The 24,804-nt window shown below is 62.6% G+C and carries 24 protein-coding genes; 6 read left to right on the top strand and 18 right to left on the bottom strand.

Going from position 1 to position 24,804, the window contains the following annotated elements; all coding sequences use genetic code 11:
* The 4 genes from ATN38_RS07025 to ATN38_RS07040 all read left to right on the top strand — a co-directional run bounded on the left by ATN38_RS07025 (position 1) and on the right by ATN38_RS07040 (position 3,669).
* The gene (locus ATN38_RS07025; protein ID WP_003939960.1) at positions 1-747 is read left to right on the top strand and encodes a pirin family protein; all 747 of its coding nucleotides are present in this window, start codon (positions 1-3) and stop codon (positions 745-747) included.
* Between the two features lie 115 nt (positions 748-862).
* The gene (locus tag ATN38_RS07030) at positions 863-1,645 is read left to right on the top strand and encodes a pirin-like bicupin family protein (protein WP_003940511.1); all 783 of its coding nucleotides are present in this window, start codon (positions 863-865) and stop codon (positions 1,643-1,645) included.
* Positions 1,646-1,689: 44 nt separating this feature from the next.
* Complete coding sequence (locus tag ATN38_RS07035) at positions 1,690-2,616, top strand: PaaI family thioesterase (RefSeq protein WP_064443751.1); 927 nt, start codon at positions 1,690-1,692, stop codon at positions 2,614-2,616.
* Positions 2,617-2,682: 66 nt separating this feature from the next.
* On the top strand, positions 2,683-3,669 hold the full coding sequence (locus tag ATN38_RS07040) for a protocatechuate dioxygenase (RefSeq protein ID WP_042452745.1): 987 nt from the start codon (positions 2,683-2,685) through the stop codon (positions 3,667-3,669).
* Between the two features lie 13 nt (positions 3,670-3,682).
* Here the strand turns inward: ATN38_RS07040 and ATN38_RS07045 are convergent, their stop codons facing one another.
* From ATN38_RS07045 to ATN38_RS07055, 3 genes are all read right to left on the bottom strand, one after another.
* A complete protein-coding gene (locus tag ATN38_RS07045) occupies positions 3,683-6,043 on the bottom strand; it encodes an excinuclease ABC subunit UvrA (RefSeq protein ID WP_003940275.1) in 2,361 nt (786 codons plus the stop codon).
* Positions 6,044-6,113: 70 nt separating this feature from the next.
* The gene (locus ATN38_RS07050; protein ID WP_003940539.1) at positions 6,114-6,524 is read right to left on the bottom strand and encodes a VOC family protein; all 411 of its coding nucleotides are present in this window, start codon (positions 6,522-6,524) and stop codon (positions 6,114-6,116) included.
* A gap of 5 nt (positions 6,525-6,529) precedes the next feature.
* Positions 6,530-6,979 (bottom strand): helix-turn-helix transcriptional regulator, encoded by a 450-nt coding sequence (locus tag ATN38_RS07055; protein ID WP_218747751.1) that lies wholly within the window; start codon positions 6,977-6,979, stop codon positions 6,530-6,532.
* A gap of 112 nt (positions 6,980-7,091) precedes the next feature.
* Between ATN38_RS07055 and ATN38_RS07060 the strand changes: the two genes are divergently transcribed.
* Positions 7,092-9,050, top strand: coding sequence for a M13 family metallopeptidase (locus ATN38_RS07060; RefSeq protein WP_218747752.1), 1,959 nt, complete (start codon positions 7,092-7,094; stop codon positions 9,048-9,050).
* 67 nt (positions 9,051-9,117) lie between these two features.
* On the opposite strand, the gene ATN38_RS07065 is transcribed toward ATN38_RS07060, so the two are convergent.
* The 13 genes from ATN38_RS07065 to ATN38_RS07125 form a co-directional block, all read right to left on the bottom strand.
* Complete coding sequence (locus ATN38_RS07065) at positions 9,118-9,444, bottom strand: YnfA family protein (RefSeq protein WP_003940244.1); 327 nt, start codon at positions 9,442-9,444, stop codon at positions 9,118-9,120.
* A 16-nt stretch (positions 9,445-9,460) separates the two neighbouring features.
* A complete protein-coding gene (locus tag ATN38_RS07070; RefSeq protein WP_007731405.1) occupies positions 9,461-10,546 on the bottom strand; it encodes an ABC transporter ATP-binding protein in 1,086 nt (361 codons plus the stop codon).
* A 15-nt stretch (positions 10,547-10,561) separates the two neighbouring features.
* The gene (locus ATN38_RS07075; protein ID WP_003940485.1) at positions 10,562-11,893 is read right to left on the bottom strand and encodes an ABC transporter substrate-binding protein; all 1,332 of its coding nucleotides are present in this window, start codon (positions 11,891-11,893) and stop codon (positions 10,562-10,564) included.
* 37 nt (positions 11,894-11,930) lie between these two features.
* Positions 11,931-12,833, bottom strand: a complete 903-nt coding sequence (locus tag ATN38_RS07080; protein ID WP_003939837.1) for a carbohydrate ABC transporter permease — start codon at positions 12,831-12,833, stop codon at positions 11,931-11,933.
* Complete coding sequence (locus tag ATN38_RS07085) at positions 12,830-13,804, bottom strand: carbohydrate ABC transporter permease (protein ID WP_172827032.1); 975 nt, start codon at positions 13,802-13,804, stop codon at positions 12,830-12,832. The genes ATN38_RS07080 and ATN38_RS07085 overlap by 4 nt, the downstream gene beginning before the upstream one ends.
* Before the next feature lie 74 nt (positions 13,805-13,878).
* Positions 13,879-14,802 carry an Ig-like domain-containing protein gene (locus ATN38_RS07090; RefSeq protein WP_166502624.1) on the bottom strand — a complete coding sequence of 308 codons (924 nt, stop codon included), beginning with the start codon at positions 14,800-14,802 and terminating at the stop codon, positions 13,879-13,881.
* A 216-nt stretch (positions 14,803-15,018) separates the two neighbouring features.
* The gene (locus ATN38_RS07095) at positions 15,019-16,701 is read right to left on the bottom strand and encodes an FAD-dependent oxidoreductase (protein ID WP_218747753.1); all 1,683 of its coding nucleotides are present in this window, start codon (positions 16,699-16,701) and stop codon (positions 15,019-15,021) included.
* Positions 16,702-16,782: 81 nt separating this feature from the next.
* Complete coding sequence (locus tag ATN38_RS07100; RefSeq protein WP_165638902.1) at positions 16,783-17,664, bottom strand: hypothetical protein; 882 nt, start codon at positions 17,662-17,664, stop codon at positions 16,783-16,785.
* Positions 17,665-17,674: 10 nt separating this feature from the next.
* Complete coding sequence (locus ATN38_RS07105) at positions 17,675-17,893, bottom strand: dodecin (RefSeq protein WP_003939815.1); 219 nt, start codon at positions 17,891-17,893, stop codon at positions 17,675-17,677.
* Positions 17,894-17,908: 15 nt separating this feature from the next.
* Complete coding sequence (locus tag ATN38_RS07110) at positions 17,909-19,120, bottom strand: serine hydrolase domain-containing protein (RefSeq protein ID WP_003940004.1); 1,212 nt, start codon at positions 19,118-19,120, stop codon at positions 17,909-17,911.
* 108 nt (positions 19,121-19,228) lie between these two features.
* On the bottom strand, positions 19,229-19,744 hold the full coding sequence (locus ATN38_RS07115; RefSeq protein WP_037128623.1) for a DUF6764 family protein: 516 nt from the start codon (positions 19,742-19,744) through the stop codon (positions 19,229-19,231).
* Positions 19,745-19,822: 78 nt separating this feature from the next.
* Positions 19,823-20,863, bottom strand: coding sequence for a non-homologous end-joining DNA ligase (gene ligD, locus ATN38_RS07120; protein WP_218747754.1), 1,041 nt, complete (start codon positions 20,861-20,863; stop codon positions 19,823-19,825).
* Entirely contained in the window at positions 20,863-21,909 is a 1,047-nt protein-coding gene (locus tag ATN38_RS07125) for an ATP-dependent DNA ligase (protein WP_218747755.1), read from the bottom strand. Before ATN38_RS07125 ends, ligD begins: the two co-directional genes overlap by 1 nt.
* A gap of 109 nt (positions 21,910-22,018) precedes the next feature.
* Here ATN38_RS07125 and ATN38_RS07130 point away from each other — a divergent pair, with 109 nt between their 5' ends.
* Positions 22,019-22,636: a hypothetical protein gene (locus tag ATN38_RS07130; RefSeq protein WP_007731384.1), complete on the top strand. Its 618-nt coding sequence runs from the start codon at positions 22,019-22,021 to the stop codon at positions 22,634-22,636.
* Positions 22,637-22,724: 88 nt separating this feature from the next.
* Here ATN38_RS07130 and ATN38_RS07135 read toward each other — a convergent pair whose 3' ends face one another.
* Together ATN38_RS07135 and ATN38_RS07140 are read right to left on the bottom strand one after the other, a co-directional pair.
* The gene (locus ATN38_RS07135; protein ID WP_007731382.1) at positions 22,725-23,876 is read right to left on the bottom strand and encodes a magnesium and cobalt transport protein CorA; all 1,152 of its coding nucleotides are present in this window, start codon (positions 23,874-23,876) and stop codon (positions 22,725-22,727) included.
* 302 nt (positions 23,877-24,178) lie between these two features.
* The gene (locus ATN38_RS07140) at positions 24,179-24,796 is read right to left on the bottom strand and encodes a TetR/AcrR family transcriptional regulator (RefSeq protein ID WP_007731377.1); all 618 of its coding nucleotides are present in this window, start codon (positions 24,794-24,796) and stop codon (positions 24,179-24,181) included.
* Between the last annotated feature and the right edge of the window lie 8 nt (positions 24,797-24,804).

Here is a 24,804-nt window from a genome sequence, read left to right on the forward strand (position 1 = left end):
ATGTCGTCGGTAGTCGTCCAGCGAGCTGACGAACGTGCGCATCTCAACTACGGCTGGCTCACGGCGCGTCACAGTTTCCCCTTCGCCGGAAACTTCGATCACGCCGCGTACGCGCACGGACTTCTGTTGGTGAACAACGACGACATCATCGAAGCCGACTACGGTTTCGACACTCATCAGCACCGCGACACCGAGATCGTGACGTGGGTGCTCAGCGGATCTCTGGTTCACCAGGATTCCGCTGGGCACTCCGGAGTCATCCATCGCGGACTCGCGCAGAGAATGAGCGCCGGTACCGGAATCCTGCACTCCGAGCGCAACGATCGCTTCCGGGCCGACGGCTCACGTGTCACCGAGCCCGTTCACCTCGTCCAGATGTGGATACCCCCGGACGAATCCGGAGTGACTCCGAGCTATCAGGAACTCGACATCAACTCCGAACTCGACGGCGGTGGCCTGATCACCCTGGCGTCGGGGATGCCCGCGCATCGCGACCACAGCGCGATCAGCTTGCACAACAAACATGCGGCACTGCATGTTGCTCGCCTCGAGACCGGTGGGTCGGTATCTCTCCCGGATGCGCCGTACGTGCACGGCTTCATCGCCGGTGGCACTGTGGACGTCGAGGGAGTCGGATTGCTCGGTCCGGGAGATTCGTTGCGACTCAAGGATACTGGCGGTCAACGAGTCGAGGGAATCGGCGATGCGGAGATACTCGTGTGGGAGATGCACGCGTCGACGAACTGACGACACCACCGAGTACGCCCAATGTTCGGACTACACAGCAGGTTCGTCGTAGGGTGGATGCCGGTAGTGGCGGATCCCGATTGTGGTGGATCCCGGTGGTACAGAAGGAGGAGCCATGGCATCTGGTCGAGCACAGGCCCCACGGACGACACCGCACATCGATGTGCACCGCTCCGGCGATCGCTTGAAATCCCGCGTCTCCTGGCTGGATTCGAAACATTCGTTCTCGTTCGGACAGCACTACGATCCGGACAACACTCATCACGGATTGCTGCTCGTCAACAACGACGACACCGTACTGGCGGGAACCGGTTTCGACACCCATCCGCACAAGGACATGGAAATCGTGACCTGGGTGCTTCGCGGTTCGCTCGTGCACCAGGATTCCATCGGCCACACCGGCGTCATCTATCCGGGACTCGCCCAGCGCATGAGCGCCGGTACCGGAATCATGCACAGTGAGAAGAACGATTCGTGGCGTATCGGCGGCGAACAGCATTCCGACCCCGTGCATTTCATTCAGATGTGGGTGGTACCGGACGAAGGTGGACTGACCCCCGGTTACGAACAGCTCGAGATCGACGACGAACTGCTGCGCGGCGGTCTGATCCCGGTTGCCTCCGGGATGGAGCGCTACAAGGATCATTCGGCGATTCGCATCAACAACAAGAACGCCGCCATGCATGTCGCACGCATTCTGCCGGGCACCTCCGTGAATCTTCCGGGCGCACGGTTCCTGCACGTCTTCGTCGCGCAGGGCACTGCCGAGATGGAGGGCGTCGGCACACTGTACGAAGGCGATGCTGTCCGGTTGAGCGATTCGGGTGGCCAGCAGCTGACCTCCGACGCCGGGGCCGAAGTCCTCGTCTGGGAGATGCATTCACGTATCGGTGGTTGAGACCCGGTCTCGGCAGGACTCGGCGCGCTGGAGATACTCGACAGATGAGCATCGACAACTCCGCCGCGCCCGTCAAGAAGCTTGACCCACTCAACACATTGATGGGTGTGCGCGCCGTTTCGGTCGAGCCCGGGGACCTGGCCTTCGCGCAGGCCGTCGGCGAGCGATTCCACGATCACCGTGGCAAGACCGTGCTCGGTTCCATCGGAGTCATGATCGACGGTGCCATGGGTGGCGCGGTGTACTCGGGACTGACCTCGGGCCATCAGTCCGTGCTCGCGCAGGTCACGGTCAGTGCGGGCGCCGACATCCCCGACATCGCGGACGTCGGTGCCACCGGAACACTCGTGCATCTCGACGACGGCGTCGGACTCGCATCCGGGCAACTTCGCGACGAGAACGGCACCCTTCTGGCAGTGATGGCCGGTCGCGCCATGGTGGTCTCGCGTCCCCCCGTCGTGGGAATCGACGACTACGTAGAGGGCGAGCCGCTGCCCGTCCCGACGCCGGAGAAGACAAGCAACCTGAGCGGGTTGTCCGGGTCCGACGTCGTCGAAGGAATCCGCGACGGCAAACTCGAACGCGGTCCACTCGCCGGTCTCCTCGATCTTGCTGTCGTCGACGTGACCCCGGGTTCCGTCGTCGGTGAGTTCGCACCCGTGGCCTGGATGGCCAACCCGTTGGGCGCCGTTCAGGGCGGTGTCCTCATCTCGGCAGTCGACGCCATCACTGGCCTGTCTGCCCAGACCCTGACCCGCGTCGACCAGGACTATCGCGTCCTCGACCACAAGATCGACTTCCTGCGCTCACCCGACATCGGCGGGCCGGTCTTGCGCGCCGAGGCCTCCGTGATTCGTGCCGGGCGCAGGCTCGCGCTGATCGAAACTCGCATCGTCGACGCCGGCGGACAGGTCTATGTGCGGGCCACTTCGAGCATTCAGATGCTCTCCCAGCAAGTTCACAGCGGATAACCAGTTCCGCACCAGGTCGCCCGTCCACCATTGAGACAACAGCCCACACAATGGAGGTACAGCGGCGTGAACAAAGACATCGAAGCGAGCAGGCTGCGCGTGAGCCGTCGGCGGGCTCTCGCCCTCGGCGGAACCATCAGTCTCGGCGGGCTCATCGCAGCGTGCTCCGGCAACAGTGGCACCGCCACGACGACTTCGGCTGCGGCTGCGTCGACGACAACCACTTCCGGCACATCCGCCGCGGCCACGTCCGGCGACGCTGTCACCGCACTTCTGGCCAAAGCACCGCAGTGTGTCATGAGCAAGGAAGAGACGCAGGGTCCCTACTGGTTCGACGTCGACTCCATTCGCGGCGACATCCGCGAGGACCGTCCGGGCACCACGCTGCAGGTTGCGATGCGCGTGCAGGACAACAGCCAGTGCAACGTCGACGGCAGCATCGGCGCGGTCAGTAACGCCGTCGTCGAGATCTGGCACTGCGACGCCGGCGGCGTGTACTCCGGCTTCGAATCCGGTTCGCTGAGCGCCAACGGCGGCGGCGGTGGCGGCGGAACTCCCCCGGCCGGCGGGATGGGTGAACCTCCGTCAGGTGCACCCGGAGGCGGAATGGGCGAACCACCGTCAGGCGCCCCCGGCGGAATGGGCGGCGGCATGGGAGGGTCCGGTGAGACCTCCGACGGTTCGTACAGCGTCGGCGACACCGAAGCCACCACCACCGACGACGGCACCTACCTGCGCGGGGCGCAGACCACCGATGCAAACGGCATCGCACAGTTCACCACGATCTTCCCCGGCTGGTACATGGGCCGCACCACCCACATCCACGTCAAGGTTCACATCGACAAGAAGACGGTCCTCACGTCGCAGACCTTCTTCGACGAGACCCTTCTCGACGAGGTGTACTCGCAGTCCCCGTACAGCGAGCACACCGGTCGTGAGAACAACACGAACAACGCCAGTGACGGCATCTACGACGACACCGGCCTCATGACCGTCGAAAAGCAATCGGACGGGTCCTACCTCGCCGTCATCAACCTGGGTATCGACGCCTGAGGTAGGAGCCCGGTCAGCTGCCGACGTATGCCGCGAGGTGCTTTCCGGTGAGTGTGGAGCCGTCGGCGACGAGCTCCTCGGGAGTGCCTTCGAAGACGATCCGACCGCCGTCGTGACCGGCTCCAGGGCCGAGGTCGATGATCCAGTCGGCGTGCGCCATCACGGCCTGGTGGTGCTCGATGACGATAACGGACTTACCGGAATCGACGAGTCGATCGAGCAGGCCGAGCAACTGCTCGACGTCGGCCAGGTGCAGTCCGGTGGTCGGCTCGTCGAGGACGTACACGCCGCCCTTCTCACCCAGGTGGGTTGCCAGCTTGATGCGCTGACGCTCACCGCCCGACAGCGTCGTCAACGGCTGGCCGATCGTGAGGTATCCGAGCCCCACGTCGACCAGTCGGACGAGGATCTTGTGCGCAGCGAGGGTCTTGGCCTCACCCTCGCCGAAGAACTCCTCGGCCTCGGCCACCGACATCGTGAGAACCTCGTTGATGTCCTTGCCACCGAATTTGTATTCGAGTACCTCGGCTTGGAAGCGCTTGCCCTCGCACTCCTCGCAGAGAGTGGCAACGCCGGCCATCATCGCCAGGTCGCTGTAGATGACGCCGTTGCCGTTGCACGTCGGGCAGGCGCCCTCGGAGTTGGCACTGAACAGCGCCGGCTTCACGCCGTTGGCCTTCGCGAATGCCTTGCGGATCGGGTCGAGCAGCCCCGTGTACGTCGCCGGGTTGCTCCGACGCGAGCCGCGGATCGCGCTCTGATCGACCGACACCACGTCTTCGCGTTTCGCGAGTGAGCCGTGGATCAGCGAACTCTTGCCCGACCCGGCGACACCGGTGACCACGACCAGGACGCCGAGCGGTACGTCGACGTCGACGTCCTGCAGGTTGTGTGCGTTCGCTCCACGAATCTCGATTGCTCCGGTGGACTCCCGCACGGTCTCTTTGATTGCGGCCCGGTCGTCGAAGTGACGGCCGGTGACGGTGTCGCTGGCACGAAGGCCCTCGACGGTGCCCTCGAAGCAGACGTTTCCGCCGGCGCTACCCGCACCCGGACCGAGGTCGACGATGTGATCGGCGATCACGATCGTCTCCGGCTTGTGCTCGACCACGAGCACGGTGTTGCCCTTGTCGCGCAGGCGCAGCAGTAGGTCGTTCATCCTCGCGATGTCGTGCGGATGCAGGCCGGTGGTGGGCTCGTCGAAAACATACGTGATGTCGGTGAGCGAGGAACCCAGGTGACGAATCATCTTGGTGCGCTGAGCTTCACCGCCCGAGAGGGTTCCCGACGGCCGATCGAGACTGAGGTAGCCGAGTCCGATCTCCACGAACGAGTCGAGCGTTTCACCGAGCGTCGTGAGCAACGGCGCGACCGACGGTTCCTTCAGTCCGCTGACCCATTCCGCGAGATCGCTGATCTGCATCGAGCAGGCGTCGGCGATGTTGACGCCCTTGATCTTCGACGACCGCGCCCCCTCGCTCAGTCGCGTCCCGTCGCATTCGGGGCAGGTGGTGAACGTGATCGCCCGCTCGACGAACGCCCGGATGTGGGGCTGCATCGCGTCGACGTCCTTGGCCAGGAACGACTTCTGAATCTGCGGAATCAGACCCGTGTACGTCAGGTTGATGCCTTCGACCTTGATCTTGGTCGGCTCTTTGTAGAGCAGATCGTTCAGTTCCTTCTTGGTGTACTTCTTGATCGGCTTGTCGGGATCGAAGAAACCACAGCCGCGATAGATCCGGCCGTACCAACCCTCCATGCTGTAACCGGGCACCGTGATCGCACTCTCGTTGAGCGACTTGGTGTCGTCGTACAACGCGGTCAGATCGAAATCGTTGACCGCCCCTCGTCCCTCACACCGCGGACACATGCCGCCGGTGATCTTGAAGCTGCGACGCTCTTTCGTCTGACGTCCGCCGCGTTCCATCGTGACCGCGCCTGCTCCGGAGATCGAGGCCACGTTGAACGAAAACGCCTGAGGCGAACCGATGTGAGGCTTTCCGAGACGGCTGAACAGAATGCGGAGCATCGCGTTGGCGTCGGTGGCGGTTCCGACGGTCGAGCGCGGGTCGACTCCCATCCGCTGCTGATCGACGATGATCGCGGTGGTCAGGCCGTCGAGAACATCGACGTCCGGCCGCGCGAGCGTCGGCATGAATCCTTGAACGAAAGCGCTGTAGGTCTCGTTGATCATCCGCTGCGATTCCGCGGCGATCGTACTGAACACCAGCGAACTCTTCCCCGAACCGGAGACGCCGGTGAATACCGTCAGCCTCCGCTTCGGGATCTCGACACTGATGTCTTCGAGGTTGTTCACCCGCGCGCCTTGCACGCGGATCAAATCGTGGCTGTCTGCGGTGTGCAAGGCAGTCATCGTGTCTCCATCTGTCAGTCGATCGCCGACGGTCTCAGCGCAGTTGACGGGCTCAGCGCAGTTGACGGGCTCAGCGCAGTTCTTGAATACGGATCAGGTTTCCCGCTGGGTCCCGGACGGCGCAATCGCGAACGCCGTACGGCTGCTCGGTCGGTTCCTGGACGACGTCGATGTCGCCGGCCTGAAGCCGCTCGAACGTGTCGTCCAGATCTTTGGTGGCCAGGAGAAGTCCGCCGTAGGTGCCCTTGGCCATCATCTCGATGATGGTGCGGCGCTCCTCGTCGGTGATTCCGGGATCGACGGCCGGCGGATGCAGCACGATGGAGGTGCCGGGCTGGCCGGGCGGCCCCACCGTGATCCAACGCATCCCGTCGTAACCGACGTCGTTGCGAACCTCGAAGCCGAGCGTGTCGCGATAGAAGTTCAGGGCGGCTTCAGGGTCGTCCTGCGGAAGGAAACTCGAGTGAATGGTGATGTCCATGGCGATCACGTTAATTGCGGTTGTGGGGTCTGCGCTTCTCGATTCCTGACCGGTCTGGTGACTTGTTTGGACACGCAGGACGGCATTCCTGCCGTCGACTGCTCGGCCTCGCGCCGATAGACACTGGGCGGAACCCCCACCAATTCGGTGAACTTGCTGCTGAAAGTGCCGAGCGAGCTGCAACCGACCTCGAAGCAGACGTCCGTGACACTGAGGTCTCCGCGCCGCAGTAACGCCATCGCTCGCTCGATTCGCCTGGTCATCAGGTAGGCGTACGGCGGTTCTCCGTATGCCTGACGGAATTGGCGACTGAGATGCCCCGCAGACATGTTCACTCCCCGCGCGAGCGCCTCCACGTCCAGAGGCCGCGCGTACTCCCGGTCGATACGGTCTCGCACACGTCGTAGTCGCGCGAGGTCCTGCAGGTGCGGATCTGCGGCAGGTCTGCTGGTCACGTATTCGATCGTGCCATGCCATACCGACGTTGCCCAGCACAAGAGATGAACTCGGCGTGGAGCGATCGCGCACACACCGAGCAGTTCGTCATGATCGTGTAAGGATGGAGAAATGACCACGGCTCATCGCTCAGGCATCGACCTCACCCACCTCGACGGCGACACACGGGCGCAGGACGATCTGTTCGTCCACGTCAACGGAAAATGGCTCGCCGAATACGAGATTCCGGCAGACCGCGCCGTCGACGGGGCGTTCCGCACGCTCTACGACAAGGCCGAAGAAGACGTACAGACCATCATCACCGAAGCCGCGGAGTCCAACTCCGCTGCCGGTACCGATGCTCAGCGCATCGGTGACCTGTACTCGAGCTTCATGGACGCCGATTCCGTGGAAGCCGCTGGTCTGAACCCCATCGACGACGAGCTCGACGCCGTCGCCGACGCACCGGACCGTTCCTCTCTCGCCACCGTCATCGGACGCCACCAGCGCGTCGGCGTCGGTGGCGCCATCTCTCACTACGTCGACACCGACGCCAAGAACTCCGAGCGATACCTGATTCACTTCAGCCAGTCGGGAATCAGTCTCCCCGACGAGTCGTACTACCGCGAGGACAACTACGCGGAGATCCGCGAGAAGTACGTCGCGCACATCGACAAGATGTTCACCCTCGCCGGCGTCGGCTACGACGCCCAGCGTGTGTTCGAGCTCGAGAAGAAGATCGCGGCCGGGCATTGGGACGTCGTCAAGCGTCGTGACGCAGATCTGAGTTACAACCTGGTGGGCTTCGAGGAACTGACCGAACAGAACCCCGGTTTGGACTGGGCGGCATGGCTGTCCGGTCTCGGCGCCGATTCGGAGAAGTTCGCCGAGATCGTGGTTCGCCAGCCCGAATTCCTGCACACCTTCACCGCACTCTGGGCGTCGGAGTCACTGGACGATTGGAAGGCATGGGCGGCGTGGAAGGTGCTTCATGCCCGCTCTCCTTACCTGCATTCGGCGCTGGTCGACGAGACCTTCGCTTTCTACGGCACCACGCTCTCGGGAACCGAAGAGAACCGTGAGCGCTGGAAGCGCGGGGTAAGCCTGGTCCAGGATCTGCTCGGCGAGGCCGTCGGCAAGCTCTACGTCGATCGACACTTCCCCGCAGAGGCGAAGACCCGCATGCTGGAACTGGTCGCAAACCTGCAGGAGGCGTACCGCCGCAACATCTCCGACCTCGAGTGGATGAGCCCGCAGACTCGTGAGGCTGCATTGGCCAAGCTCGAGAAGTTCACCCCGAAGATCGGTTACCCCGACAAGTGGCGCGACTACGCCGGACTCGAGATCTCGGCAACCGACCTGGTGGGCAACTACCGTCGCGGATACGCCGCCGAGTACGACCGTGACCTGGCCAAGCTGGGCGGCCCCGTCGACCGTGACGAGTGGTTCATGACGCCGCAGACCGTCAACGCCTACTACAACCCGGGCATGAACGAAATCGTCTTCCCCGCAGCCATTCTCCAGCCGCCGTTCTTCGACGCGGCAGCCGACGACGCTGCCAACTACGGCGGCATCGGCGCCGTCATCGGCCACGAGATCGGTCACGGGTTCGACGATCAGGGCGCCAAGTACGACGGCGACGGCAACATGGTCGACTGGTGGACCGACGAGGACCGCAGCGAATTCGGCAAGCGCACAAAGGCTCTCATCGAGCAGTACAACGAGTTCGAGCCCAAGGAACTGCCGGGCCACCACGTCAACGGCGAGTTCACGATCGGCGAGAACATCGGCGACCTCGGCGGGCTGTCGATCGCGATCGCGGCGTACAAGATCGCGACCGAAGGTACCGAACCTCCGGTCATCGACGGACTCACCGGCTTGCAGCGCGTGTTCTTCGGGTGGGCGCAGGTATGGCGCACGAAGGCCCGTGAGGCCGAAGCGCTTCGCCGTCTGGCCGTCGACCCGCACTCGCCGCCGGAGTTCCGGTGCAACGGCGTCGTCCGCAACCTCGACACGTTCCACGAGGAGTTCGACGTCAAGCCCGGTGACGCACTGTATTTGGAGCCGGAGAAGCGTGTGAAGATCTGGTAGCAGGGGCAAGCCCCTGTGCGCGCTCGAGGACCCCCTGGACTCCCTGAGCGCGCACGGGGCCGAAGGCCTACCGGGCGTACATGATCACCCCGACGCCGACCAGACAGATCAGCGCACCGGCGATGTCGAAACGATCCGGACGGAATCCGTCCATCACCACCGCCCACAGCAGTGAACCTGCGACGAAGATCCCGCCGTACGCGGCGAGGATGCGCCCGAAGTTCGCATCGGGTTGCATGGTGGCGACCAGACCGTAGAGGCCGAGCGAGATGACGCCGAGCCCCACCCAGATCCATCCCTTGTGTTCGCGAATTCCCTGCCACACCAACCACGCGCCCCCGATTTCGAGCAGCGCGGCAAGTACGAACAGCAAGAGCGAACGTGCGACGGTCATGCCGCACACAGTATCGCTACAGACGTACTCCGGTCTCCGCGGAAAAGAAGTACACCTCGCCGGCCTTGGGCAGCAGATGAAGCGACTCCCCCGGTGCCACCGACATCTTCCGGTCGACGCGAATGACGATTCGACCGGATCGGCTCTGCCACTGCGAATCCGGGGCACCCTTTGCATAGACGAACGATTCGGCTCCCAACTCTTCGAGCAGATCGGCATCCACGGCCAGCGAGCCCTTTCGCCACGCTCCCACCAGATCCCACGACTCCGGGCGCACTCCCACGACGACCCGCTCCCGCTCGGACGCCCCGGTGGGCAGCGGAATCCGCAGGTCACCGAGCACTGCGACGGTACCCTCGACCGGCGCTTCGATCAGGTTCATGCCGGGCGATCCGATGAAGGCGGCCACAAAGGTGTTGACGGGGTTGTCGTAGAGTTCGCGCGGCTTCGCGACCTGCTGCAAGCGACCGTCCAGCATCACCGCCACGCGGTCCCCCATCGTCATCGCCTCGACCTGATCGTGGGTGACGTAGACCGTCGTGGTGCCGAGTCGACGCTGTAGGGCGGCGATCTGCGACCGTGTGCTGACGCGTAGTTTGGCATCCAGATTGCTGAGCGGCTCATCCATGCAGAACACCTTGGGATGGCGAACGATGGCTCTACCCATGGCAACTCGCTGACGTTGTCCACCGGACAGCTTTGCCGGTTTACGCCCGAGCAGCGGTTCGAGCTCGAGCATCCGCGCGGCCTCGAGTACCCGCTCCCGGCGCTCCGTCTTTCCCACTCCGGCATTCTGGAGCGCGAAGCCCATGTTCTGCTCGACGGTCATGTTCGGGTACAGCGCGTAACTCTGAAACACCATGGCGACGTCACGTGCTCGCGGAGCGAGGTGCGTGACGTCCGTGCCGCCGATCTCGATCCGGCCGTCCGACGCGGACTCGAGACCGGCGAGCATTCGCAGGCTGGTGGACTTACCGCAACCGGAAGGTCCTACGAGTACCAGGAACTCACCATCGGCGATGTCGAGGTCGAGACGGTCGACTGCCGGTCGATCGGTTCCTTCGTAGCGGTGCGTGACTCCCGCGAATTGCACGTTGGCCATGAGTGTTCTCTCCTACTACTTCGGCAGCTTGGGGGTGATCTGCCGGTCGATGATCTGCTGCAACTGCGTGGCAACGCCGGCGAATGTCGATGCGACGTCGGCCTTCTGGAGAGCGATCTGCTCGAGTCCGGTGCCGATGATCTGATCCCCACCCGGGACGAACACGCGTGCGTAGTCCTGCGAGCGCGTACGCGAGAGCTGATCCACAGCGGTACGGGAGTTGGGGTTCGCGTCGAGGAACGCCTTCATGCTCGGCTCCGAGGTTGCCGACTTGCGGACCGGCATGTAGCCGACGTTCTGCGAGAAGTACGCCGTGTTCTCACCATTGGTGATGAAGTCGATGAACTTGAGCGCGTTCTTCTTACGCTGATCGGAGATCTTGGACGGGATGGCAAGCCCGGCACCGCCGGTGGGGCAACCGGGAGTTCCGTCCACTGCCGGGAGGAAAGCGGTGCCGAAGTCGAAGTTGGCAGTCTTCTTGATGCCGGACAGATCGCCCGTCGACGCGATGGTCGACGCCAGAATGCCGGTACCGAATTCGTTCGCGATGTCAGTGGAGACCGCGGCGTACTTCTTGTCGTGAATCATGCTGGAGAGGAACTGCCCTGCGGCAATGGTCTTCTCGTTGTCGAGCTGCAGATTCCACTGGTCGGAGTACGAGCCGCCGAACGTCCAGATTGGGCCTTCGTAGGTCCAGCCGAGGTAATCCTTCGCGTTGCCCCACCCGTGTGCCAACTTGCCGTTGCCCACGACCTTCTGCAGCTCGGGTCCCCACTCGTCGAACTCCTGCCATGTCGCCGGCCCACGGTCGGGAAGACCTGCCTGCGACCAGACCGCCTTGTTGTAGTAGAACAACGGCGTCGACCGCGCGTAGGGAAGCGCATAGTGCTTGCCCTGGAACAGGTAGTCGGCGAGCAGTGAATCGACGTAGTCGGCCGAGTCGACCCCCACCTCGGAGAAGAGTCCGTCAAGCGGCTCGATTGCCCCGGCCAGTGCATAGTTGAACCACCAGACATCGGACAGCACAACCACATCGGGCACATCTCCACCGGAGAGGGCAGCGTTGAACTTCTGTGCCACCTCTTCGTAGTTCTTGCCGCCGTCCACCAAGTTGACCTTCAGGTCCGGGTACTTGGTCTGGAAGCGGTTGATCAGTTCCTTCTCCACGTCGGTGGACTTACCCGGGTGGTTCGACCAGAAGGTGATGGTGTTGGAATCACCCGACGCACCGGATGTTCCCGCAGCATCAGCGCTCGACCCGCCGGATCCCGCGCACGCGGTCAGTGCGGCGCCGGCGGCGATTGCACCGCCGAGGCTCAAGAATCCGCGCCTGTTCATGTTTGCCATTACTGCTCCTCGAGAAAGAAATGTGACGGGAAAGCTGTCAGCCCTTGACCGCACCGGAGGTGAGGCCCTTGATCATGTGTCGTTGCAGCAGAAGGAAAATCACCAGGATCGGTAGCATCGTCAGCACCGTTCCTGCCATGACCGGACCCCAGTTGGTAAGTCCGTCGTTGTTCTGCAGTTGGGTCAATCCGATCGGCAGCGGCGCTACCGAGGAATCGTCGGACATGAGGAACGGCCACAGGTACTCGTTCCATTCGTTGACCACCGTGATGATGCCGAACGCCACCATCGTGGGTCCGGAAACGGGGAGCACCACGCGCCAGAGCAACCGCCAGTGGCCGGCTCCGTCCATCCGCGCCGCCTCGACGATCTCCGAAGGGATCGAGAGGAAGTGGTTGCGCATGAGGAACGTACCGAAGGCTACACCCGCAAGCGGAACTATGATGCCCTGGAACGTGTTACGCCAGCCCCACTCTGCCACGAGCGCGTAGTTCGAGATCACGGTGATCTGGTTCGGAACCATCAATGCTGCGATGATTCCGAGAAAGACGAAGTTCTTCCCCGGGAAGCGCAGGAACACCAACCCATAGGCGCTGAGAGTCCCCAGAACGAACTTCGCCGCCGACAGAATCGTCGTGATCACTATCGAGTTCCGCAGAAACATCCAGAACGGAACCGATGTCGTTGCTTCGGAATAGTTTTCGGGATGCAGCGACGACGGCCACCACGTTGCCGGTTGCGTGTAGATCTCCGGACGCTCCTTGAACGAGGTCATCACGATCCAGTAGAGCGGCAGGACGATGATGACCAACGCGATCACCATTGCCGCATAGCCGAGGATCTTCACGCCGACCTCACGCCGGTCCACGTTCTTGCGGTCCGGGCCGGGCCTAACGACGGAAGTCGGAGCAGCGCTTTTCTTTTCCTCTACCGCTGTCATTTCTCTTCTCCCCGATCCATGGCACGAACCTGGTAGACGGTGATGATCAGCAGGATCAGGAACATGATGGTGGCAACCGTCGCACCGTAGCCCGCCCGGAAGTTTCGGAACGTCTCGTTGTACACCTGGTAGACCATCGTCGTCGTCCCCGTACCCAGCGGGCCACCACGGGTCATGACGTTGATGATGTCGAAGACCTGGAGCGAGTTGAGCATGACGGTGATGGAGAGGAAGAACGTCGTCGGGCGCAACTGAGGTAGGAGAACCCGGCGGAACTTGGTCCACGGCTTGGCGCCGTCGATTTCGGCAGCTTCGTTCAGCTCCTGCCGAACTCCTTGCAGTGCAGCGAGATAGATGACAAACGTGTACCCGAGGTTCTTCCACATGTATGTCACCGTCACCATGAACAGCGCCCAGTGGGGATCCTGATAGAAGTCGGGCGATTGGAGTCCGACACGGTGCAGGAGATCCTGGATCAGGCCGAAGTTGGGGTCGAAGACGAACTGAAACGCGACACCGATCGCTGCACCGGAGATCACGAACGGCGCGAAGATGGCCGACCGAACCAGGTTTCGCCCGACGAGCTTGCGATCGAGCAGCATGGCCAACGCCAAACCGATGACCATCGAACCCACCACTGTAACCAACGTGAATATCACTGTGTTGGTGACGATCTGCCAGGTGTCGCTTCGTCCGAACCACTCGCGGTAGTTGCTCAGCCCGATGAACGTCGCCTTCGGGTCCGCAATGTTCCAGTCGAAGAACGAAAGTCGGATGTTGTCCACCAGCGGGCGATAGGTGAACAAGATCAGCAACGCGAGATTGGGGCCGACCAAGAGCGCGAAGAGCGCGTAATCACGCCATGGTCTGCCCCACAGACCTGGCTTGCCTGATGTGGGCAGCGTTCTTTCCGGACTCGATCTCACTGAGGCAGTCTGACCGCCCGCAACGAATGAATGGTGAACGTACAAGACACTCGAGCTGAACGCGACACGAAAAAGGCCCTGCGCGAATACTTCTCGCGCAGGGCCTTCCTCGTCGATGTCTAGCGGTTCCAGTCGCCCAATCCGTCGGCGCCGCTGAGGACTCCACCTGCGGTGTTCTGCACGATCACCGGGTCACCCTTGCCTGCGTTCTCGAAGAACCACTTGGCGTCCTCGGTGCTGACATTGAGGCAGCCGTGGCTGACGTTGGTGAAACCTTGTTGCGCAACCGACCACGGAGCGGCATGGACGAAGATGCCACTGTAGGAAATTCGTGTCGCGTACTCGACGTAGGTGCGGTAACCCTCGGGAGAATCGATCGGGACGCCGTACGTGGACGAATCCATGTACATGTCGCGCAACTGCTCGCCGACGATGTACGTGCCGTTCGGTGTTTCGTGACCCGGCTTGCCGAACGACGTCGGCATGGTGCGCACGACCTCACCGTTGCGGGTGACGGTGACCTGCTTGGTGTTGTCGTCCGCGACGGTGACGAGTGCGTCACCGATGTTGAACGTGGAGTGCGAATCACCGGCGTCGACGGTCACGGAGATGTTCGCCGGCCAGAACTGTGCCGGCTTCCAACGGACCTGGCTGTCGTTGATCCAGTAGAAGCTGCCCTCGACCGGAGGATCGGTGGTCACGCGAATCGCGCGCTCGGCCGTAGCACGGTCGCCGACTGCCTCGTTGAAACGAATGATGATCGGCTGCGCGATGCCGACTGTCTCACCCGCGGACGGATTGAGCGACGGCGCGGAGAAGTTGGGGACGCCGATGGGAGCCTGAATCGGTGTACCCGGGATGCCCGGAACCGGAATCGCCGGATCGAGGTACGGAACGCCGGGAATGACGGGCAACGGAATGTCGGGTCCACCGGGGAAGAGAGGAACGGCCGCGGAAGGTCCGGCGAGAGCCAGGCCGGCAGCCACCGCTCCGACGATTGCCACGGCAACCCGTGACGTCCGACGACCCTGTTTGCTGCCCATGTCACTACCTTCGCTCGAATGACCACGTACTCACGTGGATTTTGCGCGGCCGGCATCGATACCCGCCTGGCACCGATGCCGATGCACCATTCGGACGCGCCCGCCGGGCGCACACCTACACACCCGAGCACGCCGAAGAGAGCAAACCGCACATTTCCATAGTCATTAACACACAAAAGCGGCAATCGAGCAATTCGGATGTTCGCCCAAACGTTGCTATCCGTCGCTGCGGGCAGCGGCCAACATGGATTCGATCGAGATGAGTTTGGTTCGCGGTCGTCCGGTTGCGGCACCGGATGCGCGTTCTGCCTTGTCGATACGCTGCCAACCTTGATAGTCCACCTGATCCGGCGACCGGTCTGCCAACAAAACCTGCAACTTGTCGGCATCCTCGGTCGGGGTGGCGAGGCGCCCACCAGCGAAGTCGTCGAAGATCATCGACACGGTCTCGGCGGAGCAGTACTTGTTGGTGCCGATCACGCCCGTCGGTCCGCGCTTGATCCAACCCGCGACGTAGACACCCGGGATCGGCGTTCCGGTCTCGGTGTCGATTACTCTGCCGTTCTCGTTGGGGATCACGCCGCGAGCGTCGTCGAAGGGCAAGTCGGCCATCGGTGTGCCGCGGTATCCGACCGACCGAAGCACCAGTGAAGTGTCGATCGTCTCCTCGGTCTCGGTAGGCCGGGCGGAGAGCTGACCGGTCGGCGTTGCCACCAATTCGTTTTTCACCATCCGCACCTGCGAGACTGCACCGTCGCCGAGGATCTCGACGGGAGAGGTGAGGAACCGGAGAACGATCCGCTTGCGAGAAGGATCTGCGGTACGCGAAGCAAATTCCTGCGCCTGCTTGACCTTGAGCAGGACGGACGGCTCGGCGGCATCGCTTTCCACGAACGCCTGACTGGCCTCGTCGAGTTCGGCTTCGATCGGGTCGACGACTACGTCCACGTTCGCCATCTGTCCGAGCGCCAACAGTTCGGGATTGGTGTACGCGGCCTGCGCCGGCCCACGACGCCCGAGAATGACCACCTCACGAATCTTGCTGTTCCGCAGCGCTTCCAATGCGTGCTCGGCGAGGTCCGTCTTCGCAAGCTGGTCAGGGTCGGTCACCAGGATGCGTGCGACGTCGAGTGCGACGTTGCCGTTTCCGACGATCACCGCTCGCTCGCCGGACAGATCGAAAGTCCGATCGGCATATCCCGGGTGGCCGTTGTACCAGGCGACGAACTCGGTGGCGGCGTGACTTCCCGGCAGATGCTCGCCCGGGATCTCGAGCTTGCGGTCCCCGGCAGCGCCCACCGCGTAGATCACTGCGTGGTGATGGTCCAAGAGTTCCGAATGCGAGATGTGGGTGCCCACCTCGACGTTGAAGTGGCAGCGCACAGTCTTCTTCGCGACGACGGCGCGGAACTGATCGGTGACCCCCTTGGTTCCGGGATGGTCTGGCGCCACGCCGGCGCGCACCAAACCGTATGGAGTGGGAAGTCGATCGAACATGTCGACCTCGACGCGAGGCTTGCCGGTCAGTTCCATCGCCGCGTAGCAGGCGGCCGGGCCGGAGCCGACGATCGCCACTTTCAGCGTTCCCAGTTCGGGATCGATCTTGGCCATCGTGATCGGCTCGGGCCAATCCGGGCCCATCGGATGCTTCTCGAAGTACGACGCGTTCATCTGCAGGTACGGCGCGTCGTCCTCGTCGAGTTCGTTGTCCGGGAAGATCGCCTCGACCGGGCATTCGTCCACACACGCACCACAATCGATGCAGGTGTCGGGATCGATGTAGAGCATTTCGGTGGTCGCGAACGGAGCTTCGTCCGGTGTCGGGTGAATGCAATTGACCGGACACACGTCAACACACGAGGCGTCGTTGCAGCACGGCTGCGTGATCACATACGCCATGACATTCCCCTATCCCTGAAACACGAAGCTCGAACTGGTTCCCAGACTATAACGTGTTCCAATTTGGCGCGAGAATCGTTTTCAGATCACCCCATTGCGCTTCAGCAGCCACACCGCCTGCACGGTGGCGTGACCTCGCCATTCCAACGCCGCGGCGGGTGAATAGCTGTCGAAATCCACCGCCCAACCGCCGTCGCCATGTTGTCGCGCAGCGAGCGCAGACAGTTCGGACTCGATCACTGATGCGTCGAACAACGCGCGGGTCGGGCCGCCGGGAAGCGGTGAGAAATCGAGGGGCCGCATGAATTCGCCCTCGGCTCCCCCGTCCACGTGAACCAAGCCGTCAGCCGGGATACGCGAACCAAGAGTGCTCACCAACGACGACGCTTCGGGACTGTTCCGGTGAACCGCGTCGAGAAACTGCAAGGCAAAGGCCAGCTCGAGGGCATGCAGAGAATCCGCCCCGTCGATCGCGTCGAGGCAATATCGAACGGCAGAGGCGAACCACGGATGTTCGGCGACGGCCTCGTCGAATTCGGCAACGCGAGCCGCTGCAGCACACACGATGCTGGTGATCTGCAACGACGGCGCCAACGGATCCGCATCCACCCAGAAGGGCGCACAACCGGCCGGGTCGGCGATCGGGAAGGCGAACGGCAAACCGCCGTCTGCCAGCGAATTGGTCTGCAACCAGTCGCACAGTTCGACGGCTCTGGGCGTCGGCGTTCCGATGTCGGCAAAGGCTTCGAAGGCGTGCAGCGCGCCGCCAGGTTGGCTCGATGCCGAGCGAAGATCCGGTTCGAGTCCCCAGCCGTACCCACCGTCCGGGTTGCGATAACTGTCCACAGCCGCCAATGCCGCGGTCCGGTCACCCTGCCCGAGAATCAAATTCAGTCGATGCCGATCGAGAGTTCTGGCATGTCCCGCCATGAACCCGACGGCCGCCCTGAGATCAACACTCATGAACGACGACTCAAGATTCGTCGCCGTCGAGCCGGAAGCCGACCTTCAACGTGACCTGGAAATGCGCCACGGCGCCGTTCTCGATGTGACCGCGAGTTTCCACCACCTCGAACCATTCGAGGTTGCGCACCGTCTCGTTCGCCCGGGCGATGGCGGTGCGAATTGCCGCGTCACTGCTCTCGGTGGACGAGCCGACGATCTCGGTCACCCGGTACACGTTGCTGCTCATGGCATTCCCTTCGTGTCAGATTCGACGAACCAACTCCTGCGCCTCGGCGCCGAGCCTCGCAAGGCGAAGATCACCGAGAGCTGTCACAGCACTACCCAACCTGTTGGTGGTGAAACCGAGCGAGAGTCCGCTGGACAGGTCCGCATACGCGCCTGAACCGCCGACTCCGTAGTGGCCTATCGCATTCCGCGGCTGCCGCCGCGCGGCAATGATCGGCGGGTGGTAACCGAGAGTCCAGTTGGGCCGCACCGCCAGCACGTAATCCCGATCGCGAGTCTGGATGGTCGACATCTGGTCGATGGTCGACTCCTTCAGGAACCGCTTCCCGTCGATCACGCCGCCGTTCGCGATGGCGCCGTACATCTTCGCGAGAGCACGCGCGCTGAACACTCCGTTCCAGCCCGGCATGACAGCGTCGTGGACAGCCGGGTTGCGCACCATGACGTCGAAACCGTCCGGCATCGCGGCCTCGGCGAGTCCGCGAGTCGGACCGACGTGTGAGAGCACGGTCGACGCGAAGGCCCAGTTCAAGCCGGCAGGGTTGATATGTGGGAACAGCTTCGCGATCCGTGGACGTTCGGTTTCGGGTACGCGGTACCAGAATTCGTCGACTCCGAGGGGCTTCGCTATCTCCGCTTGTACGACGTCGATGAACGGCTGACCGGACACCCTGGCCACAAGTTCGGCTACCAACCAGCCGTAGGTCACAGCGTGATAGCCGGGGCCTCGAAGCCGACGCGGATCCGGTTTCTCGGCAGCCAGGGCGGCAACGACCGCGTCGTAGTCCATCAGGTCGAGAGGATGCGGCATCAAGCCGCGAACTCGGTGAAGGCCCGCGCGATGTGACATCAGTTCGCGGACGGTGATCTTGTCCTTGCCGGCCGCCGCGAATTCAGGCCAGTACCGAGCAACCGGGGCGTCGTAGTCGATCAACCCACGTTCGGCGAGTCGGTGAACGACGGTGCTGGCGACGCCTTTGCCGGTCGAGAACGACAGCGACACCGTGTCGTGGTCCCAGCGCCGATCACGATCGGCATTGCCGGCCCAGATGTCGAGCACTTTCTCGCCGCCCAGGTACACGACCAGCGCGCCGCCGCCTTGTTGCGGTTGGCGATACATCGCGAAGAAGCGGTCGGCCAAGGGAAGGAATCGCCGGTCCACGTACAGCTCGGTGCGCGAAGGCACCTCCACCCGGGCGAGTGAACCCCGTCGTGCACTGGGAGTCATCGCGTCCTCCGATCCCCGCTGATCAAGTTGCCCGGTCACCCGATCGGTGGCAGGAGCTTGACACCATTGTGACCACTGTCACGCAAGAGGCTCAGGGCCGGGGTGCCCTCACGGGGTGACCCACGTCGAAGTGCCGTCGCTGAAACATCCCTGACCTGTGGCGATATTGAAAACAAGGGTGGGACCACCTGAGCAGATCGCCCCGACGTCCGCGTCACCCACTGCCGCTCTGCCGCCAGGTCCGCTGAGCACCACGGCAAAGGGTGAGGAGTCGGTGCGACCGAGTGCGAGCGAACCCGGGCCGTACGCAACGGCGGCAAGTAACCCACCGCGCGACTCCGCCGCAGCAACGCCGCCGAAGAGTCCGACGCCTGCCGACCTGCCACCGTCTCGAGAATCCGCGACGCCGACACCGTCGCCCTCGACGTGTGAAATCGCGTAACTGGAGGGATCTGCCACCGCTCGGCATGCGGATGACCCGTCGACGATCGTCTGATCTTGCCCGCGCGCCGAACAATCCAACGTCGCGGCCGACGCTGTTCCGCTACCGAGTGACAATCCGAAGGCGGCAAGAATCACACCGCCCGCCGCTAAGCTTGCTGCTCGCATTTTCCGGCGATCCATATCCAACCCCCACAGTGCATTCGACGTGACCGTACATTCGACGTCTGATCGAATTACCCGATATGTCCGCCTCTGACGCTACCCGTCTTTGTTCTTCCGATCGCGGTCCTTGCTCGGTTGAACACGTTTGGGTTCACCGGGCATTTTGGGATAGTTCGGCGGGTACGGCAGATCGCCCAGTCCTGCCGCCAGATCCTTCTCCCACATCTCCAACAGAACATCGAGGGCAAAGGCCTTGTCGTGCATGGCTTCCATCGGATCACCACGATCGGCGAGCAAGCCGGGAACCGTGGCGATGGTGCAGTCGTCTGGATGCACGTCGCGCAGTTCGTCCCAGGTCACCGGCGTCGACACAGTTGCGATCGGCGTCTTACGAGCGGAATACGCCGCCGCGATCGTCCGGTCACGGGCATTCTGATTGAAGTCGATGAAGATCCGTTCACCCCGCTCTTCCTTCCACCACGCGGTTGTGGCGCGATCGGCACTACGACGCTCGACTTCACGAGCAAGGGCGATACCCGCGTGACGGACCTCGACGAAATCCCAGCGCGCCTCGAGCGGGATGTAGACGTGAAGGCCTCGGCCACCGGACGTCTTGGGAAATCCTTCCAATCCCAACTCGGCGAGCAGAGGGCGAAGGACCTCGTCCGCGATGGCAACGGCCTCGTCGAACCCGGTCCCCGGTTGCGGATCGAGATCGATGCGCAGTTCGTCCGGGTGGTCGGTGTCCGGGCACCGCACGGCCCAGGGATGAAACACGACAGTCCCGAGATTGGCGGCCCACACGATGTTCGCAGCACTTCGCACTCGAAGGACGTCGGCCTTGCGACCCGACGGGAACGTGACCTCGCAGGATTCGACGTGCTCGGGCCGTTTTGCCGGCAGCCGCTTCTGGTAAACCTCTTCGCCCTCGATGCCGTCGGGGAATCGCTGAAGATGCGTGGGCCGATCTTGGAGCGCCCGCAACGCTGCACCCTGCAGCGCCACCGTTCGGTAGTACTCGACAAGATGCCGTTTGGTTCCGCCGTCCTCACCCAACTGCGGATAGTAGATCTTGTCCGGGCTCGACAATCGGACCGCGATCCCGTCGACGTCCAGTTCCTCTGCCGGGCTCGCCATCACTTACCGCCTGCAAGAACATCCGCGAAGTCGTATCGCACCGGAACCTCCAACTGATCGAATGTGCATTCGTCGGGCACCCTGTCCGGACGCCAGCGCAGGAATCGTGCAGCGTGCCGAAAGCGTTCCCCTTCCATCTGGTCGTACGCCACTTCGAGCACTCTCTCAGGACGAAGCGGAATCCAGGAGCGGTCTGCGGCCGATCTCCACCGGCTGGCCTCTCCCTCGGCTACAACGTCGTCCCCGAGGCGCAAAGGTTCGAGTTCGGCCAACAACTCGATCCGCCGCGCCGCGGTGAAAGCAGAAGCGCCACCGACCATCTTCAATTCGGAACCGTCGTACAGACCAAGAAGCATCGAACCGATACCTGGCTGACTCTTGTGGGGACGGTAGCCCAGCAGTACGACATCCGCGGTCCTGGCGTGTTTCACCTTGATCATCTCGCGCTTGTTCGGCAGGTACGGTCCCGCCAGCTTCTTGGCGACAACCCCGTCGAGACCCGCGCCTTCGAAGGTTTCGAACCAGGCCATTGCTTCGGCGCTGTCGGCCGTCGCTGCCGTGACGTGGCAACTCGGCCCGCCACCGACGCAATCGAGGAGCAACGCACGTCGAACCCCGAAGTCCTCGATCGAGACGTCGCGATCCCCGAGCGCCAGTAAATCGAACCCGACAAATTGCGCGGGCGTCTCTTCCGACAACAATGCGACGCGGCTCGCGGCGGGGTGAATCCGCTCGGAGAGCGCTTCCCAACTCAGGCGCGTCACACCGTCGATCTCACGGGGAACCACCAGTTCTCCGTCCACCACACATTTTTCGGGCAATTCAGACTTGACGGCTTCCACCGCTTCGGGAAAGTACCGCGCCAGGTCCTTTCCTCCTCGCGATCCGAGCACCACTTCGTCACCGTCACGAAAGATGATTGCTCGAAATCCGTCCCATTTCGGCTCGTACGACCACGTCGGGTCACCGGACTCGGGCTGAGGCGGCACAGTGGCCGCAGCCTTCGCGAGCATCGGGGCAAGCGGCGGCATCAGGGGTAGCTCCACCTACCCATACTGACAGTCCGGTTGGCAATTCGACTACCGATGTATTGGAATAGGTCCCGAACAATCCACGAACCAACAGAATTATCCAAGAATCAACAAAGGGGTCCTTATGTCCGGAATCGTCCGGCGACTTTGCACTGCGGTGATCGCAACTTCTGCAATCGCCGCCTTCACCGTCGGTTGCGGTTCCGACATCGAGCCGAAAGCCATTGCGGAATCATCTTCCTCGGTTGCCGATTCGACCACTACCTCCGCGGCCCCGACCACCTCGAAGATCACCGGCCAGGAAGGCTCGGACGACGGCGGCGACGTCGACATCGACGTGTCGATCGGTGATTGCGTCAAGCTCGGAGGCACCACGACGGCCGCAGAAATCGACAACGCGGACTGCGGTAGCAAGGATTCCAACTACAAGGTGGTCGCCAAGGTTCCCACCTCTGATCTGTGTGCCTCCGACGTCGACTCGTACTACTACGAGACCCTCGCGGGTGACGAGCAGGGCGCTGTCTGTCTCGACGTCGACTGGGTAGTCGGCGGATGCATGGATCTCGGCAGCGGAATGGACGAGCCCGCCCGCATCGAATGCTCGGATACCAGCGGCACCAACGTCGTCGAGGTCGTCGAAATTCTGCAGAACTCAACGTCGATCGACGAATGCGGTTCGGGGGCAGACTCGGGATTCGAGCACCCGGAACGTAAGTTCACGGTCTGCGTCGCAACGCTCTGATTCGAGCGCCCTCCCGAAAAACACCTGTGCGCCTTGCCAACCGATCTCGGTTGGCAAGGCGCACAGCGCTTTCTACAGCCGGCACTTTCTACAGCCAGCCCCGACGCTTGAAGATCGTGTAGAGACTTCCACAGGTCAGGAACATCATCGAGAGCGCAAACGGATAGCCCAAGTGCCAGTGCAGTTCCGGCATGTCGTCGAAGTTCATCCCGTACACGGTTCCGATGAGCGTCGGCGCGAAGAGAATTGCCGCCCACGCCGAGACCTTCTTGATCTCCTCGTTCTGCGCGTAGCTCGCCTGCGTCAGATTGCGCATCTCCTCGTTCTGGTTCTGCGACACCAGAGTTGCGTTCACCGTGAGGATGTTTCCGAGCAACTGACGAAAGCCGTCGGCCCGCTCCACCACAGTCGTCGCATGGTCGGTGACGTCGCGCAGGTATCGCTGGAGTTCCTCGTCCGTGTGGTACTTGTCGAACCCTGCCGACAACCCACGCAGCATTCCCAGCAGCGGACGCGTCGCCCGCTGGAATTCGATCACCTCACGGGTCAGTTCGTAGATGCGACGCGAAACTCCGGGATCGCCACTGAACACTTCGGTTTCGATCTCGTCGATGTCGTTCTGCAGGCCGGCCACCACCGGGGCGTACCCGTCGACGACTGCGTCGAGAATGGCATAGAGAACGGCCTCGGTACCCAACCGCAACAGGTCAGGATCGTTCTCCATGCGAGTCCGCACCGCCGACAGATCCGGCGATTCACTGTGACGGACGGTCAGAATGAAGTTCGGACCACAGAAGATGTGCAACTCGCCGAATTCGACCCGCTCGGTCTCGTCGCGGTACCGCGCAGCACGCAGGACCACGAACAGTGTCTTGCCGTAGCGCTCGAGCTTGGGGCGCTGGTGCGCGACGATCGCATCCTCGACCGCCAGTTCGTGGAGGTCGAAATGTTGTGCAGCGGCATACAACTGGGCGTCGTCGGGCCGGTACATGCCGATCCACGCCATCGACTGCGAATCCGGAAGGCATGACAGTGCTTCCGCCAGCGTGGACGGTGACGCTATCCGCTCGCCGTCGCGGTACACGCCGCTGTTGACGACGGTCGATTCGACGGGCGCCACCGCCTCGGGCGGGGCAGCCTTGACGACGGTGCGTGCGGCACGCGAGTGTCCGGGATGTGAGTCACCGAGCCCCGCGGAACGACGTGGCAGTACCGAACGTGAACGACGAAATTCGCGCATGCTGAACAGCTTTCGAGGGAAGAGTGAACGACGACGCTTGCTTCACAGCAAAGCCGAAGCCGATGAACACACGATGAAGCTGCAGCAAAATACCGGATCAACCCGGGCGGCTACAGCTTCAGTTGGTACTCGGAGGTTGGCCACGCATTACAGCCACACCTCCTCTTCCCTGAATTCCTACGCAAGTCCGCGCACGACGCCAACATGCTACCCCGACTGTCAGAGCACGACAAACCGAACGACAAGCCGCAGGACAGCACGAACCGGTCGGAGAAAACCCGCTCGACGAATGCAGCTTTCAGTCAGTTCGCAGCGCGCAATCCGCCGATCAACAGTTCGACGATCTGGTCCGCCAACGACTCCGTCTCCGCCAACGTCTGCCCTTCACGCCTTCGGTACCAGAGGTCGATGCCGTTGAGACTGCTGAGGAGGACTTTTGCCGCCATTCGAGGTGAGCCCGCACGAATGGAACCATCCGCGACACCTTCGGTCATCACGTCGACGAACAGATTCTCGTAATCGAGTCGCAGCGAATTCAGTTCCACGAGGACTTGCTGTTGTCTCGGTTTGAGCGCGGAGTTCATCTGGCCCCGGACGCCTTGGTGGATTGTGTGGTGGTACCCGAGATGTGTCATGAGATTGACCAGGTGGGCGTGCGACATCGCTTCGAGACGCGCGAGGCCGCTTTCTGCCCCGCCCATCCGAGACTCGACCTCAGCGCGGAGCAGGCTCATCCCGCGCTCGTATATTGCCAGGTAGATGTCGAACTTGGAACGAAAGTGGTAGTAGACAAGACCTTTGGTGGCGCCGATTCGATCGGCCAGTAAATCTACAGTCGTGGCCGCGTAACCGTCTTCGGCAAAGGCGTCGGCGGCGCTGGTGATGATCGCGGATCGCACGTCCGGAAGATCACTACTCATTCGACTTC

Source organism: Rhodococcus sp. FH8 (assembly GCF_019266085.1).
Lineage (GTDB): Bacteria > Actinomycetota > Actinomycetes > Mycobacteriales > Mycobacteriaceae > Rhodococcus_F > Rhodococcus_F qingshengii.